This is a genomic window from Pseudoruegeria sp. HB172150, from assembly GCF_013184805.1.
Lineage (GTDB): Bacteria > Pseudomonadota > Alphaproteobacteria > Rhodobacterales > Rhodobacteraceae > Psychromarinibacter.
The window spans coordinates 93,280-109,217 of sequence record NZ_JAATNG010000007.1 but is presented as its reverse complement, the minus strand read 5'-3'; the positions used below and the strand labels follow the sequence as shown (position 1 = coordinate 109,217).

Here is a 15,938-nt window from a genome sequence, read left to right as displayed (position 1 = left end):
ATCACCCATAAACCCGCTCACCGAAGATCGCCGACCCGACCCTGACATAAGTCGCCCCCTGAGCTATCGCCGTCTCGAAATCCGCGCTCATTCCCATCGACAGCTCGCCCAGCCCGTTCCGCTCTGCAATCTTCTTCAACAAGGCGAAATGCAGCGCCGGCTCCTCCTCCACCGGCGGGATGCACATCAGCCCGATCAGCGGCAGCTCCAGCTCCCGGCACAGCGCCACCAGCTCGTCCGTCTCCGCCGGCAGCACCCCCGCCTTCTGCGGCTCCTCGCCGGTATTCACCTGCACGAACAGCTCCGGGCAGCCGCCCGTCTCGTCCCGCAGCCGCGCCAAAGTTCGCGCCAGTTTCGGCCGGTCCACCGTCTCGATGCAGTCGAACAGTTCCATCGCCTGCCGCGCCTTGTTGGTCTGCAGCGGCCCGATCAGATGCAGCCGCACGCCGGGAAATCTCTCCCGGAACGCGGGCCACTTGCCCGACGCCTCCTGAACCTTGTTCTCGCCGAACAGACGGTGCCCTTCCTCCAGCACCGCTTCCACGCGCTCCAGCGGCTGCACCTTGGACACGGCCACCAGCTTCACCGATCCCGCCGCGCGCCCGGCCGTTTCCTCGGCGGCGTGTACCCGCCCGACAATGTCGCTCAGCCCCATCAGACCGTCTCCGGGGCCCATTCCGGGCCCAGTGCATCAAACAGCTCGCCCAGTTCGGACGTGTACCGTTCCCAGGATTTCACCGAGCTCTTGTAAAGCGGCTGTCGTACCTGGTGCATGCTCAACGTGTCGACGCGCCGTTTGTTCTCGTGGAACTTCAGGCAGGCGTCTTCCCATTCAAGGCCACAGGCATCGATCAACGCCCGCGCCTGCGTCTCGGGATCGTCCAGCAGCGCCTCGTACTCGATCTCGTAGAACCAGCCGGGCAGTTTCTCGCGCCAGAAATCCACGATTTCGCGGTGGTAGTGATAGTAGTGGCCAAGGTCCGAGAGGCTGTAGGTATACAGGTGCCGCCCCGGCATGAACTGGTTCTTGTACATCGAAAGCGCGGTATCGCGCGGGTCGCGGTGAACGACGACGATCCGGGATTTCGGCAGTGCCAGCCGGACCGGCCCGATCAGCAGATAGGTCTGCACGCTCTTGTCCGTGATGTGATCACTGCCAGGCGCGATGGGGCGCATCTGTTCCGCCGCCTCGCGGCCCAGTGCCGCAAGCTCTTCGCCTGACAGGTCGAAGCTGCGCGAATTTGCGCCGCCCACATCGATTGCCCGCGATAACTGGCCATGCGCATATCCCAACTCGCCGCCGCCCGCGACCGTGGAGTGGCTGGCGATGATCTGTTCCACCAGAGTGGTGCCGGACCGGGGCAGGCCGGTGACGAAGATCGGGGCGAAGCCGCTGGCATTCGGAACCTTCTTTGCGCTGAAGTCCACGTCGCGGAACATCTCGATATAGCGGTCGACCAGCGCCTTGCGGCTGCTCACGTCATAGGGCTGTAGGGTTCGGTAGTATTCGTTCGCGGGACGCAGATAGGTGAACACGCGGTCGTACTGCTTGCTGTCCTCCAGCGCCTTGGCAAGGGCGAAGCCGAAATTGGCGCGGTTCTGCCCGGTGGCCTTTTCGAACTGCGCTTCCATCTGGGGGATCAGCGGGTCGTCCGGGCCGAATTTGTGGGTGGCCACGTACATCCGGTAAATCGCGCCGATTTCCGGGTTCAGTGCGATGGTGCTGGTAAAGAAGGCATCGGCCTCGTCGAACTTGCCGAGGAACTGCAGCAGGCGGGCCTTTTCGGCATAGGCGGCACTTGCCTTCGGATCGATTTCGATGGCTCGGTCGAAGGCGGCCATTGCCGCACCGTTGTCGTCCTTGGCGGCATGGGCGAGGCCACGAAGCGTAAACGCGTAGCCTTCCGGAGAGTCGCGGTCAATCAGTGGCTCCAGCAGGTCCAGCGTCTGGTCGTACTGCTTCTCGTTCAGCAAGGCCTCGGCAAGTTCGATCCGCGCGGAATCGTTGTCCGGGTCAAGTTCGATCAGGCGAGACAGTGCCGTTATCACCAGTTTGAACTGATATGTGCGTGATGCTGCCGTCCCGAGGGCGGCAAGCGCCTTGGGCAGATTTGGCACCAGGGCGAGGGCGGATTTCAGTACCGGGATCGCCTCGTCATAGCGATGCTCGCGGACGAGGAACTGGCCGTAGTTCGCGCGGGTCTCGGCGTAGTTCGGATCCAGCTCCATCGCACGCCGGTAATGGGCCTCTGCGCTCTCGTTCTGACCGGCCATGGACAGCAGGTAGCCGATGATGTCCGCGAGCACGGCCACGTCCGGGTGAGCTTTGAACAGGCGTTGCGCCAGTGCGAGAGCTTCGTCCGTCCTGCCGGCGTTCAGAAGCGAGATCGCGCGTTGAACTTCTTGCGGCGGTGCCGAACCCAGCGAAGTGGTGGATTTCTTTGCCTGCGGACGCAGAGCCTTCTGCAGGGCAATCAGCAGGTCACGGTCGATCCGGGCCTTTTTGGCCTTGGCCAGGAACTGCGACGCCCGCTCCGGGTTCCCGAGTTTCTGAACGGCCTGACCGTAGACCTGCCAGATCGCCTTCTCGCCGGGGCGCAGGTCTGCGGCCCGGTCCAGGTGATCGGCCGCTTCGGCGGCGCGGCCAGCCTTCAGCAATAGGCTACCCAGCTGAAACTGGACTTCGGCGATGTTCGGGTTGGTGGAAAGGATCGCCTGATAAGTCTGTCGTGCCTGCGCCGTGTTGCCTGCGGCTTCCGCGCGCCGGCCCTGCTGGAACATCTGTGGAAGCTGGGAAGGGTTCAGCGGGGGCATTCTGTGCGGGACTCCGGCGGCAATCGCCGGAAATGCCTATCACCAAGCCGGGGGCGTGTCGAACCCCCGGGAGGCAAAGCTCACCCTACAAAAGAAAAGAGCGGGCCGATTGGCCCGCTCTTCGTAAGCGATTGATCCGGGTTGGATCAGAAGCTCATCGCGATACCCAGCGACCACCAGTCGTAGGTGTCGTCTTGGCCGTAGCCGAACTGAACCTCGGCGCCGCCGCCCAGGTCGTAGTTCGCAGCAACACCCCAGCCGTCGACGCTGTCGCCGGCGGTGGTGTCGTACTGACCCCAGTTGGCGCCCAGAGTGATGGCGTCCATGGAGTAGCCGAGGCCAACACCAACGTGCGAGTCGTTGCCGCCGAAGCCGTCCAGCTCTTGGTATTCCAGAACAACCTGGAAGCCGCCGCCGAAGGAAGCGTCAACGCTGGCACCCCAGATGTCGTAGGACATCGCGCCGGTGTCAGCGGTTTGGTAACCAAGGCCGAAGCCCAGGTCGGTGCCGCTCAGCGAAGCCGAGTAGGTGAAGCCCAGGCCGAAGGCCGGGTCGCCAACACCGGTGTCGTCCAGCTCAACCGACGCAGCGAAGGCGAAGTCGCCGAAGCTGTAGTCGTAACGAGCGATCTGACCGTCGTAGATGCCGTCGAGGCCCGAGGTGCCGCTGAAGCCGGCGTGGGTGGTGTGAGCGTCGTCGATGGCGCCGCCGATGGCAGCGTCAGCCAGGGCCCAGTCGAACGCACCGTCGGTGTCACCGATGGTCACGGTGCCGAAGGCGCCGGAGATGAAGACGGATTGCTCTTCAACGCAGCCGGCGGAGCCGGTGGCGCCGATGCCGAGCGAGCAGGTGTCGTCGCCGACTTCGTCGAGGTCGATGGTGGCGCCGAAGGTCAGGCCGCCGTCAGTTTCGCCGGAAAGCGTGAAACGAACGTCCAGATCGTGCCAGAACTGTACTTCATCGCCGTGGCCGCTGCCGCCGACGATACCCATCTCAGCCGAACCGGAGAGCGACACGCCTTGGGCGGACGCGATACCGGCAGAGGCCACGAGGGCGGTGGTCGCGAAGAGAACCTTTTTCATTGGTTTTCCCTCATTCGTTAAAAGGTGCACCTCAACCCGGTATTCGAATTGAGTATGCTGGTGTGTCGCTCCTGACGCCTGTGAATGCAATGTTTCCCCGGGACACCGCGGCCAAAGCGCCGCAAGTTGATGCACCAATGCCACAGTGATTTTTCGCGCGGCAAAAGCCTTTGAAATGAAAATGCCTTGTCGCTTTCTGCCGTGTCCGATACTTACGGCGAAAAGGCGGGATCGGGGCAACTTCGTATGACGCAATCCAAACCGTTGAAAGCTATTGGCATTCTGGCCCTGGGGCTGGGTGTGGCCAGCTGTGGCGGCTCTTCGAACGTCGGCGGGGTCTTCGGGCCGTCGGACAGCGCTGGTCCGCCCAGTGATGCCGTGCTGCGTCAGCGCGAGAACACTCCGCCCGAGATCTACCGCCGCGAGGCCGAGGAACAGGGCACGATCTGGGACCTGTTCGGCAACAACGACGATCCGAACGTCACCGTCGAGGTCAACAAGTACATCTGGAACGCCACGCTCGACGTGCTGTCGTTCCTGCCGATTCAGGCCGCTGATCCGTTTTCCGGTGTTATCGTAACAGGTTACGGTACACCGCCCGGCGGCGGCCGCGCCTACCGCGCCACCGTCTACATCCAGGACCCGGCGCTTGACGCCCGCTCGCTGACGGTTGCCCTGAACAGCCAGGCGGGCCCGGTCAGCCCGGCCACCGTGAGGGCGGTCGAGGACGCGATTCTCACCCGCGCGCGCCAGTACCGGGTACGCGACAGTCGGCTCTAGACCCCATCATCCGTTGAAAGTATCAACGCCGGGCCGTTTGCCCGGCGTTTTCATGTGATCACGACGACGAAAAAGAGCCCGCACCATGTCCCGCTACGACGCCAGCGACATCGAACCGAAATGGCAGGCAGCCTGGGAACAGGCCGGCAGCTTCCTCGCCCGGCGAGACGAGTCGAAGCCGAAATACTACGTGCTCGAGATGTTCCCGTATCCGTCGGGCCGGATCCACATGGGCCACGTCCGGAACTACACGATGGGCGACGTGATCGCGCGCTACAAGGCGTCCTGCGGGTTCTCGGTCCTGCACCCGATGGGCTGGGACGCGTTCGGCATGCCGGCGGAAAATGCCGCGATGGCCTCTGGCGGCCACCCGAAGGACTGGACCTACGACAACATCGCCACGATGAAGCAGCAGATGAAGCCGCTGGGCCTGTCCATCGACTGGAGCCGCGAATTCGCCACCTGCGATCCGGAATATTACGGCCAGCAGCAGTCCATGTTCCTGGATTTCATGGAAAAAGGGCTGGTCTACCGCAAGGCGGCTACGGTCAACTGGGACCCGGTCGACATGACCGTTCTGGCCAACGAGCAGGTGATTGACGGCAAGGGCTGGCGTTCCGGCGCACCGGTGGAACGGCGCGAACTGACCCAGTGGTTCTTCCACATCTCTGACTTCGCCGAAGAACTGCTGGAGGCCATCGACGGTCTCGACGACTGGCCCGAAAAGGTCAAGGTCATGCAGCGGAACTGGATCGGCAAGTCGCGCGGCCTGCAGTTCTCCTTCTCGATGGTGGACGGCCCCCACGGGCATGACCGAATCGAGGTCTACACCACCCGGCCCGACACGCTGATGGGGGCGAGCTTCGTTGGCATTTCGCCGGATCACCCGCTGGCGAAGATGCTGGAGCGCGAGCGCGACGATGTGGCCGCCTTCAACGCAAAGGCGCGCCAGATGGGGACGTCGGAGGAGGAATTGGAACGAGCCGAAAAGCTCGGTTTCGACACCGGCCTGACGGTCCGCCACCCGTTCGATACGTCGTGGGAACTGCCGGTCTACATCGCCAACTTCATCCTGATGGATTACGGAACCGGCGCGATCTTCGGCTGCCCGGCACATGACCAGCGCGACCTCGATTTCGCGCGGAAATACGAACTGCCGGTGATTTCGACCTACGCGCCCAGGGACGATGAGGGCCATGTGCTGCCCGAGTCGGGCGGCGACGCCTATGTCCCGCCGAAGTCGGAAAAGGTGCATTACGTCAAGGGATTCGCCGGCGACGCGATGCAGACCGGCGAAGAGGGAATCGATTCGGCCATCGCGTTCTGCGAGGCGAACGGTGTCGGCCAGGGCGTGACCAAGTTCCGCCTGCGCGACTGGGGCTTAAGCCGTCAGCGGTTCTGGGGCGCGCCGATTCCGGTGGTCCATTGCGACGATTGCGGCGTGGTGCCCGAGAAGAAGGAAAACCTGCCGGTCGAGCTGCCCTACGATGTCAGCTTCGACATCCCCGGCAACCCGCTGGACCGGCACCCGACATGGCGCGACGTGCCTTGCCCCGCCTGCGGCAAGCCGGCCAAGCGCGAGACCGACACGATGGACACCTTCGTCGATTCCTCGTGGTACTTCGCCCGGTTCACTGCGCCGAACGCGGCAACGCCGACCGATCCGGAGGAAGCCGCCTACTGGATGAATGTCGACCAGTATATCGGCGGCATCGAGCATGCGATTCTGCACCTGCTCTACTCGCGCTTCTACGCACGGGCGATGCATATCTGTGGCCATCTGCCGGCCTCGGCGATCGAGCCGTTCAACGCGCTGTTTACGCAGGGCATGGTCACGCACGAGATCTATGTCACGCGCGATGAAAAGGATCGGCCGGTCTATCACCTGCCCGAACACATCGAATGGACGGAATCGGGTGCGCGGCTGGGCGCGACCGGTGAGCCGGTCGAGGTTATCCCTTCGGCCAAGATGTCGAAGTCAAAGAAGAACGTCGTCGACCCCGAGACGATCATCCGCGACTACGGTGCGGACACGGCCCGCTGGTTTGTCCTGTCCGATTCTCCGCCTGAACGGGACGTGGAATGGACCGCGGCCGGCGCCGATGCGGCTTACAAGCATCTGGCCCGCGTCCACCGGATAATCGCCGAGATCGCGGAAAGCTCCGACGATGGCTCGAAAGAAGCCGACATAGAGCTGACCCGCGCCATGCACCGGGCGATCCAGGACGTGACGATGGGGATTGAATCCTTTGGCTTCAACGCCGCCATCGCCAAGCTCTACGCCTTCACCAACACGCTTCAGAAGTCGAAGGCCGGCACGGACGCAAAGCGCGAGGCTGCCCGGATCCTGGCGCAGCTGATGTCGCCGATGACCCCGCACCTGTCAGAGGAATGCTGGCGGTTGCTGGGCGGCGAAGGTCTGGTAACCGGCGCCCCCTGGCCGGTGGCGGACGAGTCGATGCTGGTCGAGGACACGGTGACCCTGCCGATCCAGATCAACGGCAAGCGAAAGTCAGAGCTGACCGTCGCCAAGGATCTCGCCAAGGAAGAGGTTGAAAAGCTGGTGCTGGCCGACAATGCTGTCGTGAAGGCGCTGGACGGCGGCGCGCCGAAAAAGCTGATCGTCGTGCCGGGCAGGATCGTCAACGTGGTTCTCTAGGTGACCAACGACACGCGCGACATCGCAGGACTTCGGGGCGCGTCGCGTCCCAGTCTTGCGCGCCGTGTCGGTCGGTGTTCTTCGCGGCCCCATGCCGGGGAAAGTGCCGAAAATCCCGTATCGCAGCCCGGCAATGGCCGCGGTCGGTTTCTTGCGCGGTTCCGGGCGCGGGCGGCGGGTCTCGGTGCCGTAGCCACGCCCGCGAAAACAGGTGCGTCCTCACCCGACGTTTGCGCTAACATGCCTGAAATCAATAACTTGACCCCCCGTCCCCATGGGGACGCCCCCCGAAACCGCCGGAATTTCCTCGCCCTCGGCACCGCCTCGCTGGCCCTCGCCGCCTGCGGCTTCACCCCGGTCTATGGCCCCTCCGGCCAGGCCCATGGCCTCCGCGGCCAGATCTTCGTCGCCGACCCCGCCGACCGGAACGGCTTTGTCTTCGTCGCCCATCTCGAGGACCGCCTCGGCCAGCCCCAGGCGGGCCCCTACCTCCTCGAATACCGCATCCAGACCTCCCGCACCGGCCTCGGCGTGACCACCACCGGCGCCACCACTCGATACAACGTCCTCGGCCGGGTCGACTACACCATCAAGGACCGCGCGACCGGCGCCATCATCCGGACCGGCAAGGTCGAGAACTTCACCGGCTACTCCGCCACCGGCTCGATCGTCGGCACCGTCTCGGCCACAGAGGACGCGTCCGAGCGGCTGATGGTCATCCTCGCCGACCAGCTGGTGACCGAGCTGATCGCCACCGCCCCGGACTGGCGCGGATGAAACTCAACGCCCGCGACGCCGCCGGCCATTTCGCCAAGCCCGACCCCTCCGCCTGCGCGACCCTGATCTACGGCCAGGACCCGATGCGCGTGTCGCTGAAGCGGCAGGAGCTGGCCGCCGCCATCGTCGGCCCGCAGGGCGAGGAGGAAATGCGCCTGACCCGCTTCGCCGCCGCCGACCTTCGGAAGGACGCGGCCCTGCTGATCGACTCGATCCGCGAGACCGGCTTCTTCCCCGGCCGCCGTGCTGTGGTCGTCGAGGATGCCGGCGACGGGCTGGCCAAGACCGTCGAGGCGGCGCTGGAGGACTGGCGCGAGGGCGATGCACACCTCGTCGTCACCGCCGGCTCGCTCGCCGCGCGGTCGGCGCTTCGGAAATACTTCGAGGGCCTGAGGAACGGCTTCGCCATCGCCATCTACAACGACCCGCCGACCCGCGAGGAGCTGGAGGCGGAGCTGGGGAAGGCGGGTCTGAAGAACATCGCGCCCGAGGCGATGGCGGATATCGTGGCGCTGGCGCGGGTGCTGGATCCGGGCGACCTGCGGCAGACCATCGAGAAGCTGGCGCTGTACAAGCTGGATGATCCCAAACCGGTGGGGCACGAGGATGTGGCCGCCTGCGCGCCGGCGACGACCGAGGCGGCGATGGACGACGTTCTGAATACCGTGGCCGAGGCGAATACGCGCGAGATCGGGCCGCTGATGCAGCGGCTGGAGGGGCAGGGGGTGCAGCCGGTGGGGCTGGCGATCGGGGCGACCCGGCATTTCAGGACCCTCTATGCCGCCGCCTCGGATCCGGGAGGACCGGGGGCGGGGATCGCCCGGGCGAGGCCGCCGGTTTTTGGCCCGAGACGGGACCGGATGCAGCGGCAGGCGCAGGCGTGGGGGGCGGCGAAGCTGGCGGAGGCGCTGCAGATGCTGACTGACCTCGACCTGCAGCTGAGGTCGGCCAATCAGAGGGCTCCGGCGATGGCTCTGGTGGAGCGAACTTTGATCCGGCTGTCGATGCTGGCGGGGGTGCGCAAGTAGGCGTCCCCATGGGGACGGGGGGTTAAGTCATTGATTTCAGGAATGTTAGCGCAAACGTCTGATTGGGGACACGGCAGATCCGGAGGGAGACCGCGATGTACGAGGTGATCGGAAACCGGAACAGCCGCACGACGCGCGTGCTCTGGATGCTGGAAGAGATCGGCGCGGAATACCGGCTGACCGAGGTGCCGCCACAGGCGCCGGAGGTCCGGTCGCTGAACCCTTCGGGCAAGATCCCGGTGATGGTCGCGGACGGGACGGCACTGACCGATTCCACCGCGATCCTGCACTACCTGGCTGACTCAAACGAAGCCCTGACCTTTCCCGCCGGAACAGTGGACCGGGCCCGGCAGGATGCAGCCACGTTCTTCCTGCTCGACGAGTTCGACGCGCTGCTGTGGTTCTCTGCCCGGCACAGCTTTGCCCTGCCGGAAGTGCGGCGGGTTCCGGCGGTGAAAGACAGCCTGCGTTGGGAATACGGGCGCAGCCTTGAGCGGCTGGCGGGGCGGCTGGGCGACGGGCCGTACCTGATGGGCGACACGATGACCGTTGCCGACATCATCGCCGGGCATTGCCTGAGCTGGGCGGTGGTGGCGAGGTTCCCGCGTGGTGAGGGCGCCGTGGCGGACTATCTGGAGCGGCTGCGGGCGCGTCCGGCCTTCCGGCGGGCGATGGCCCAGTAGGGGGCAGGCGCATGGGCGTGATGATCGACGGCAGGTACCGGGCGGAGGACCCCGGTGTCGGGACCAACGAACGGGGCGAGTTCGAGCGGGAGGCGTCGACAATCCGGGACTGGATCACCACGGACGGTCCGTTCCGGCCGGAACCCGGGCGCTATCACCTTTACGTCGCGTGGAACTGCCCTTGGGCCCACCGGTCGCTGCTGACGCGGGCGATCCTTGGGCTGGAGGACGCGATCACAGTCTCGTATGCGCGGCCGCGCCGGACAGCGGATGGCTGGGTCTACGATGCGGAAGGTCCGTTCGCGGATCCCTGCCTCGGGGTGTCCGCCCTGCACGAGGTCTATGCGCGGCAGAAGCCGGGCTATACCGGCCGGCTGACGGTGCCAGTGCTGTGGGACCGGGAAACGGAACAGATCGTCAGCAACGAATCTGCCGATATCGTGCGGATGCTTTCGGCGTTCGGGCGCGGGCCGGACCTTTATCCGGAGGACCTGAGAGACGAGATCGACCGGTGGAACGGGCTGATCTATCCGGGGCTGAACAACGGCGTGTACCGCGCCGGTTTCGCCGAAACGCAGGAGGCCTATGACAAGGCGGTGCGCGAGGTCTTCGACACGCTGGACCTGATCGAGGCGCAGCTTGGCTCGACGGATTTCCTGACCGGGGAGCGGTTCACCGAGGCCGATCTGCGGCTGTTCCCGACGCTGGCGCGGTTCGACGTCGCCTATCACTATGCCTTCAAGTGCAACATCCGGCGGATCTTGGATTACCCCCGTCTGTGGCTGTACGCGCGGCGGGTCTACCGGATGCCTGGGGTAATGCGGACGGTGGATTTCGAGATCTACAAGCGAGGATATTTTTCGCCGTCCGAGAAACGGAACCCGCTGGGGATCGTGCCCGCGGGGCCGCTGATCGACTGGTCGCACTGAACCGGGATGTGCTCAGCCCGTTTCGCCGGAGCGTACCCGGCCTGCGGCGGCGCGGCCGGCCCAGCGGCCGGTGGCGAGGCATGCGGTAAGAAGGTAGCCGCCGGTCGGCGCCTCCCAGTCCAGCATCTCGCCGCAGGCAAAGGTGCCGGGGCGGGCGATCAGCATCAAGTTTTCGTCGAGCGAGGCGCGGGGCAGGCCGCCTGCGGTGGATATCGCCTCTGCCATCGGGCGGAGGCCGGCGTGGCGGATTGGCAGGGCTTTGACGAGGCGGGCGAGACTGGCGGGATCGCCGGGGAGAGGCTGGCCGAATTCGTTCAGGAGCGCGCGTTTCGCCGGGTCGAGTTTCAGCGCCTTGCGGAGATGGTTCGACAGGCTGTCCTTGCCGCGCGGCCGGGCGAGGCGGGATTCGATTTCGGATTCGGTGAGGTCGGGGGTGAGGTCGATGGAGAGCGATGCGCCATCGCGCAGGGCGCGGGTCAGCATGTAGATGGCGCCGCCTTCAATGCCGCGTTCGGAGATCACGAATTCACCGCGTGTTTCCGTCTCGCCCGCAGTGAGCCGGGTACCCTTTACCGGTGTGCCGAACCGGCGGGTCATGTGGCCGGACCAGTCGATTTTCAGACCGGCATTGGCGGGCTGGAAAGGGGCGAGCGGGATGCCCTGTTCCGCGAGCATCGGCGCCCATGCGCCGTCGGAGCCGAGGCGCGGCCAGCTTGCGCCGCCGGTGGCGAGGATGGTGACCTTGGGAGTGACCGCCCGCGCACCGTCCGGTGTGTCGAAGGTGACGGTATCGCCGTTCCAGCCGGTCCAGCGCCAGCGGGTCCGCAGGGTCGCGCCCTGCTGGTTGAGGCGTGCGAGCCATGCGCGCAGCAGCGGAGACGCCTTCATCGTGGTGGGGAAGACGCGGCCCGTGCTGCCGGTGAAGAGATCCTGCCCCAGCGATTGCGCCCAGGCCTTTATGTCCCCGGGGCCGAATCCTTCGAGCATGGGGCGCAGCCAGGGAGCTGCTTCGGCATAGGCGGCTAGGAAGGTTTCGGGTGCCTCGTCCTTCGTCAGGTTCAGGCCGGATTTGCCGGCCATCAGGAACTTGCGGGCGGGGGACGGTTTCGCCTCGGCGATCAGGGTGGAGAGGCCCGCGGCCGAAAGCTCCCCGGCGGCCATGAGGCCGGCGGGGCCGGCGCCTATGACGAGGGCGTCTGGATCTGGCATGGGCGGCTTGCCTCTGGCGTGTCGGGTGGCAGGATGTGACATTCCGGGGCGCGGGAGGCAAGATGAGCGATCCGATCTGTCCTTTGTGCGGGCGGCCGATCCCGCCGGGGGTGCGGCAGAGCCAGCATCACCTTGTACCGAAACTGAAGGGCGGCAAGGGCGGCGAGACGGTGCTGTTGCACGCGATCTGCCATGCCGAGATCCATGCGACCCTGACCGAGGCGGAGCTGGCGCGGGAATTCGCGACGGTCGAGGCGCTGCGGGCGCATCCGCGGCTGGCGAAGTTCATCGCATGGGTGGGGAAACGGCCACCGGGGTTTCATTCGAAGGTTCCGGGAAAGCGGCGGAAGCGGTAAGGCTTGTCGCGCGGCAGGATGGAGGTTCGGATGGCGCATCGGACGATGGACGAGTTGAAGGCGGCACTGCCGGAGATCGAGGCAGCACCGAAGGAAGGGGTGATCCGGGCGATCGTGGTGCGGCCCTCGAGCGGGATGCGCGAGATGCCGGAGAGCGCCGAGATGAGCCTGGCGCGTGGCATGCATGGCGATCACTGGGAAAAGGGTTGCTGGCTGTCGACCGAGGACGGGCAGCCGCATCCGGATGTGCAGATCTGCATGATGCCGGCGCGGATGATCGCGGCGATCGCGGGTGAGGACACGGCGGCCTGGGGGCCGGCGGGGGACAACCTGTTCATCGACATGGACCTGAGCCCGGCGAACTGTCCGCCGGGGACGCGGCTGTCGATGGGGTCGGTGGAGCTGGAGATCACCGGCGTTCCGCATAACGGCTGCGAGAGCTTTATCGAGCGGTACGGGCGGGATGCCTGCGTGTTCGTGAATACCGGTACGGGCAAGGCGATGCGGCTGCGGGGGATCTACGGGCGCGTGGTGAAGGACGGGGCCGTGGCGGTCGGCGATGCGGTGCGGAAGATCGGGTAGTCAGATCATCCGCTTGATCGCCGCGACGTGGGAGGCGTCGGCGGCGCTTGCGTCCTCGCAGAGGGCGCGGGCGCGGGGGAGGAGGCCTGCCGGGTCGGTGATCTCGTCGATGAGGCCGTAGGTGAGGGCTTGTTGGGCGGTGAGTTTCACGCCGGACATGAGGATCAGTTTGGCGCGGGCGGGGCCGATGAGCGCAGTGAGGCGCGTGGGATCGGAGGGCTGGGGCAGGAAGCCGAGCTTCATGACGGGGTAGAAGAATTTCGCGTCGGGGACGGCGAGGCGGATGTCGCAGGCCAGCGCCATGCCGAAGGCGCCACCGGCGAGGGTGCCGTTGAGCGCGGCGATGGTGAGGCAGGGGAGGCGGGCGAGCGTGCCGGAGAGCAGCTCCCAGACCGGATCGGTGGCGAGGCCGGCGCGGGCTTCGTCGAGGTCGGCGCCGGCGGAGAAGACGCGGCCCTCGCCGGTGAGGATGAGGGCCTTTGCGGCGCCGCCTGCCTGTTCGGCGATTGCTACGAGGTCGGCGAGCATGGCGCGGGTGAGGGAGTTCGCCTTGGCAGGGCGGTCGAGGCGGACGGTCCAGAGCGGACCGTCCTTTTCCAGCGCGATCATGCGGTGAGGCCGAGGCGGGCCCGCAGTGTTTCGTCGCGCAGCTTCAGCTCCTCTCCGAGATATTCGTCGGCCTCGGCGGTGGACATCCAGAGCAGCGCCTTGGCGGGCCAGTCGGGGGGGATATGGTCGGTCCATTCGAGCTGGCTGACCGGGTTGATGCCGGATGTCTTGATCTCGCGCTGCATCTGGGTGGCGACGGTGCCGGGCGAGAGGCCCATCGCGCGGATACCCTGGCCACGGTATTCCAGGTCGACGCTGCGGGTCAGCATCGCGGCACCGGCCTTGGAGGCGCAATAGTGCGACCACGCCTCGATCGGGTTGTGTGCGGCGCCGGAGGAAACGGTCAGGATCGTCCCGCCGCCCGCGGCCAGCATTGCCGGAAGGGCGGCGCGCATGCCGTTGTAGACGCCCTTGAGGTTGATATCGACGGCGTGGGACCAACCCTCGGGGTCGGAGACCGCCACATGCGCAATGGGTTCGATCACGCCGGCATTGTTGATCAGGATGTCCAGGCTGCCGAAGGCTTCCTGCGTTGCCTTCACGGCTGTCTCGACCTCCCAGTAGCGGCTGACGTCGCAGGGGATCGCCAGCGCCGAAGACCCCAGCTCTCCGGCCAGAGCGGTGATCGCGGGACGGCTGCGTGCGGCCAATGCAACCTTTGCCCCCGCCTGAATAAATTCGCGTGCCGCCGCTTCGCCGATGCCGCGGCTGGCGCCGGTGATCAGTACGTTCTTGCCTGTCATGTCCATGAAAAGCCCCCGGTTTAAAACCCCTTCAGGGTTTGGAATTGCGTCCCGTTAACAAAGACGTAGCTTGACCCGATCCGCAACCCGAACGAAGCTGCGAAGCACTCTTATTTGTCCCGGAAGGAAAATTGACGTGAAACACTGGAAGCCCCTTAGCGGAGCAGCAGCGATGATATTCGCAGCAGGCACCGCGGCCCAGGCCGACGTGACCAGCACCGAAGTTTGGGAAGCCTGGCAGTCCGCGGCAGAGGCCATGGGCCAGACTTTGACGCCGGGTTCGGTTGACGAGGACGGCGGAACGCTGACCCTGACCGACCTGCAGGTTTCGATGGAGACCACCGATGTATCGGTGAGCGGCACCATCCCCGAAGTCGTCTTCACCGAGCAAGGTGACGGAACCGTTTCGATCGGCTTTTCGCCGTCCTACGACATGCAGATCGACGTCGAGCCGGAATCCGGCGAGCAAGCCGAGATCACCATGAACTTCGCGTTCGACGGGCTGGACATGGTCGCTTCGGGCACCCCCGATGCGGTGACCTACGAATACGACATCGCCGAGATGGACATGACGGTGGCCCAGCTTGTCGTTGACGGCGAAGAGGTCACCCTGGACGCGCTGATCAAGGTGTCCGGCCTGTCCGGCACCTACGTGACCTCGGGCGACGACTCGGCGACGATGACGTCGACTTTCGCGGCGGAGGCGATGGACATCACCTTCCACATGGACGAGCCCGACGGTGGTGACGGCGTGATCGACGGTTCGATCAACCTCACCGCGCTGTCGGCGGAATCCGAAGGCTCGATGTCTCTCTTCGGCGGAGGGTTCAAAGAGCTGCCGGAGATGCTGAACGCCGGGATGGCGAGCGCGACGTCTTTCACCCACGGTCCGTCGAACTATACGTTCGATTTCAAGGACGACGAGGAAAGCATGTCGGTAACCGGTAGCGCCGAGGGCGGTCAGATCGAGATCGGGCTGAGCGCGGATGAGTTGCTTTACAACGTCTCGAACACCGGGGTGGACATGACGATGTCCGGGTCCGAAATTCCGCTGCCGGAAGTCGCGTTCTCTGCCGGAGAATTCGGTTTCAATATGCAGATGCCGGTATCCAAAAGCGAAGAACCCAAGGACGTGGCTTTTGGCATAACGATGGCCGATCTTTCGGTCAGCGAAATGATCTGGGGTATCATCGATCCGAGCGGTCAGCTGCCGCATGATCCGGCGACCCTGATCATCGACATCTCCGGCAAGGCGAGCCCGCTGTTCGACATGTTCGATCCGGAAGCGGCGATGGAGATGGAGGACGAGGAGATGCCCGTCTCGCTGGAGTCGATGGACCTCAACAAGCTGCAGCTGACGCTGGCCGGCGCCGAGCTGACCGGCGAGGGCGGGTTTACCTTCGACATGGACAACCTCGAGACCTTCGACGGGATGCCGGCCCCGACCGGGAAGATCAGCCTGCAGCTGGTGGGCGCGAACGCGCTGCTGGACAAGCTGGTGTCGATGGGTCTGGTTCCGGAAGATCAGGCCATGGGCGCCCGGATGATGATGGGCCTGTTCGCCCGTCCCGGTGACGGCGACGATACGCTGGTGTCCGAGATCGAGGTGGACGGAGCGACCGGCGCGGTTTCTGCCAACGGCCAGCGCCTGCAGTAAAGCGTTCGTCACTAAACTTGCGTGCCGCCG

The 15,938-nt window shown here is 65.4% G+C and carries 15 protein-coding genes; 9 read left to right on the top strand and 6 right to left on the bottom strand.

The genetic code is table 11. The features are described 5' to 3' along the window. Window position 1 precedes the first annotated feature (1 nt). The 3 genes from HCO70_RS22385 to HCO70_RS22375 all read right to left on the bottom strand — a co-directional run bounded on the left by HCO70_RS22385 (window position 2) and on the right by HCO70_RS22375 (window position 3,896). Window positions 2-655: a YggS family pyridoxal phosphate-dependent enzyme gene (locus HCO70_RS22385; protein WP_172300128.1), complete on the bottom strand. Its 654-nt coding sequence runs from the start codon at window positions 653-655 to the stop codon at window positions 2-4. Then, window positions 655-2,814, bottom strand: coding sequence for a tetratricopeptide repeat-containing sulfotransferase family protein (locus HCO70_RS22380; RefSeq protein ID WP_172300127.1), 2,160 nt, complete (start codon window positions 2,812-2,814; stop codon window positions 655-657). Before HCO70_RS22380 ends, HCO70_RS22385 begins: the two co-directional genes overlap by 1 nt. 146 nt (window positions 2,815-2,960) lie before the next feature. Beyond that, window positions 2,961-3,896: a porin gene (locus HCO70_RS22375; RefSeq protein ID WP_172300126.1), complete on the bottom strand. Its 936-nt coding sequence runs from the start codon at window positions 3,894-3,896 to the stop codon at window positions 2,961-2,963. Between the two features lie 246 nt (window positions 3,897-4,142). Here HCO70_RS22375 and HCO70_RS22370 point away from each other — a divergent pair, with 246 nt between their 5' ends. From HCO70_RS22370 to HCO70_RS22345, 6 genes are all read left to right on the top strand, one after another. Continuing rightward, complete coding sequence (locus HCO70_RS22370) at window positions 4,143-4,676, top strand: DUF3576 domain-containing protein (protein ID WP_172300125.1); 534 nt, start codon at window positions 4,143-4,145, stop codon at window positions 4,674-4,676. Window positions 4,677-4,761: 85 nt separating this feature from the next. Then, a complete protein-coding gene (leuS, locus tag HCO70_RS22365; RefSeq protein ID WP_172300124.1) occupies window positions 4,762-7,335 on the top strand; it encodes a leucine--tRNA ligase in 2,574 nt (857 codons plus the stop codon). Between the two features lie 258 nt (window positions 7,336-7,593). Further along, window positions 7,594-8,112, top strand: a complete 519-nt coding sequence (lptE, locus tag HCO70_RS22360; protein ID WP_253913435.1) for an LPS assembly lipoprotein LptE — start codon at window positions 7,594-7,596, stop codon at window positions 8,110-8,112. Continuing rightward, on the top strand, window positions 8,109-9,140 hold the full coding sequence (gene holA, locus HCO70_RS22355) for a DNA polymerase III subunit delta (protein WP_172300122.1): 1,032 nt from the start codon (window positions 8,109-8,111) through the stop codon (window positions 9,138-9,140). The genes lptE and holA overlap by 4 nt, the downstream gene beginning before the upstream one ends. A 95-nt stretch (window positions 9,141-9,235) precedes the next feature. Beyond that, entirely contained in the window at window positions 9,236-9,823 is a 588-nt protein-coding gene (locus HCO70_RS22350; RefSeq protein WP_172300121.1) for a glutathione S-transferase family protein, read from the top strand. 11 nt (window positions 9,824-9,834) lie between these two features. Further along, window positions 9,835-10,752 carry a glutathione S-transferase family protein gene (locus HCO70_RS22345; protein WP_172300120.1) on the top strand — a complete coding sequence of 306 codons (918 nt, stop codon included), beginning with the start codon at window positions 9,835-9,837 and terminating at the stop codon, window positions 10,750-10,752. 12 nt (window positions 10,753-10,764) lie between these two features. On the opposite strand, the gene HCO70_RS22340 is transcribed toward HCO70_RS22345, so the two are convergent. Beyond that, entirely contained in the window at window positions 10,765-11,961 is a 1,197-nt protein-coding gene (locus HCO70_RS22340) for a TIGR03862 family flavoprotein (protein WP_172300119.1), read from the bottom strand. A 62-nt stretch (window positions 11,962-12,023) separates the two neighbouring features. Between HCO70_RS22340 and HCO70_RS22335 the strand changes: the two genes are divergently transcribed. Both HCO70_RS22335 and HCO70_RS22330 read left to right on the top strand, forming a co-directional pair. Then, on the top strand, window positions 12,024-12,317 hold the full coding sequence (locus HCO70_RS22335) for an HNH endonuclease (RefSeq protein WP_172300118.1): 294 nt from the start codon (window positions 12,024-12,026) through the stop codon (window positions 12,315-12,317). Window positions 12,318-12,347: 30 nt separating this feature from the next. After that, on the top strand, window positions 12,348-12,899 hold the full coding sequence (locus tag HCO70_RS22330; protein ID WP_172300117.1) for an MOSC domain-containing protein: 552 nt from the start codon (window positions 12,348-12,350) through the stop codon (window positions 12,897-12,899). Here the strand turns inward: HCO70_RS22330 and HCO70_RS22325 are convergent, their stop codons facing one another. Both HCO70_RS22325 and HCO70_RS22320 read right to left on the bottom strand, forming a co-directional pair. Beyond that, the gene (locus HCO70_RS22325; protein WP_172300116.1) at window positions 12,900-13,508 is read right to left on the bottom strand and encodes an enoyl-CoA hydratase/isomerase family protein; all 609 of its coding nucleotides are present in this window, start codon (window positions 13,506-13,508) and stop codon (window positions 12,900-12,902) included. Further along, window positions 13,505-14,257, bottom strand: a complete 753-nt coding sequence (locus HCO70_RS22320) for an SDR family oxidoreductase (protein WP_172300115.1) — start codon at window positions 14,255-14,257, stop codon at window positions 13,505-13,507. Before HCO70_RS22320 ends, HCO70_RS22325 begins: the two co-directional genes overlap by 4 nt. Window positions 14,258-14,423: 166 nt before the next feature. On the opposite strand from HCO70_RS22320, the gene HCO70_RS22315 reads away from it, so the two are divergent. Continuing rightward, complete coding sequence (locus HCO70_RS22315; RefSeq protein WP_172300114.1) at window positions 14,424-15,908, top strand: DUF2125 domain-containing protein; 1,485 nt, start codon at window positions 14,424-14,426, stop codon at window positions 15,906-15,908. Window positions 15,909-15,938: the final 30 nt, after the last annotated feature.

Excerpts from the sequence above, each read along its gene's own strand:
- HCO70_RS22385 (WP_172300128.1), bottom strand. The coding sequence starts at position 655 with ATGGGGCTGAGCGACATTGTCGGGCGGGTACACGCCGCCGAGGAAACG.
- HCO70_RS22380 (WP_172300127.1), bottom strand. The coding sequence starts at position 2,814 with ATGCCCCCGCTGAACCCTTCCCAGCTTCCACAGATGTTCCAGCAGGGC.
- HCO70_RS22375 (WP_172300126.1), bottom strand. The coding sequence starts at position 3,896 with ATGAAAAAGGTTCTCTTCGCGACCACCGCCCTCGTGGCCTCTGCCGGT.
- HCO70_RS22370 (WP_172300125.1), top strand. The coding sequence starts at position 4,143 with ATGACGCAATCCAAACCGTTGAAAGCTATTGGCATTCTGGCCCTGGGG.
- leuS (WP_172300124.1), top strand. The coding sequence starts at position 4,762 with ATGTCCCGCTACGACGCCAGCGACATCGAACCGAAATGGCAGGCAGCC.
- holA (WP_172300122.1), top strand. The coding sequence starts at position 8,109 with ATGAAACTCAACGCCCGCGACGCCGCCGGCCATTTCGCCAAGCCCGAC.
- HCO70_RS22350 (WP_172300121.1), top strand. The coding sequence starts at position 9,236 with ATGTACGAGGTGATCGGAAACCGGAACAGCCGCACGACGCGCGTGCTC.
- HCO70_RS22345 (WP_172300120.1), top strand. The coding sequence starts at position 9,835 with ATGGGCGTGATGATCGACGGCAGGTACCGGGCGGAGGACCCCGGTGTC.
- HCO70_RS22340 (WP_172300119.1), bottom strand. The coding sequence starts at position 11,961 with ATGCCAGATCCAGACGCCCTCGTCATAGGCGCCGGCCCCGCCGGCCTC.
- HCO70_RS22335 (WP_172300118.1), top strand. The coding sequence starts at position 12,024 with ATGAGCGATCCGATCTGTCCTTTGTGCGGGCGGCCGATCCCGCCGGGG.
- HCO70_RS22330 (WP_172300117.1), top strand. The coding sequence starts at position 12,348 with ATGGCGCATCGGACGATGGACGAGTTGAAGGCGGCACTGCCGGAGATC.
- HCO70_RS22325 (WP_172300116.1), bottom strand. The coding sequence starts at position 13,508 with ATGATCGCGCTGGAAAAGGACGGTCCGCTCTGGACCGTCCGCCTCGAC.
- HCO70_RS22320 (WP_172300115.1), bottom strand. The coding sequence starts at position 14,257 with ATGGACATGACAGGCAAGAACGTACTGATCACCGGCGCCAGCCGCGGC.
- HCO70_RS22315 (WP_172300114.1), top strand. The coding sequence starts at position 14,424 with ATGATATTCGCAGCAGGCACCGCGGCCCAGGCCGACGTGACCAGCACC.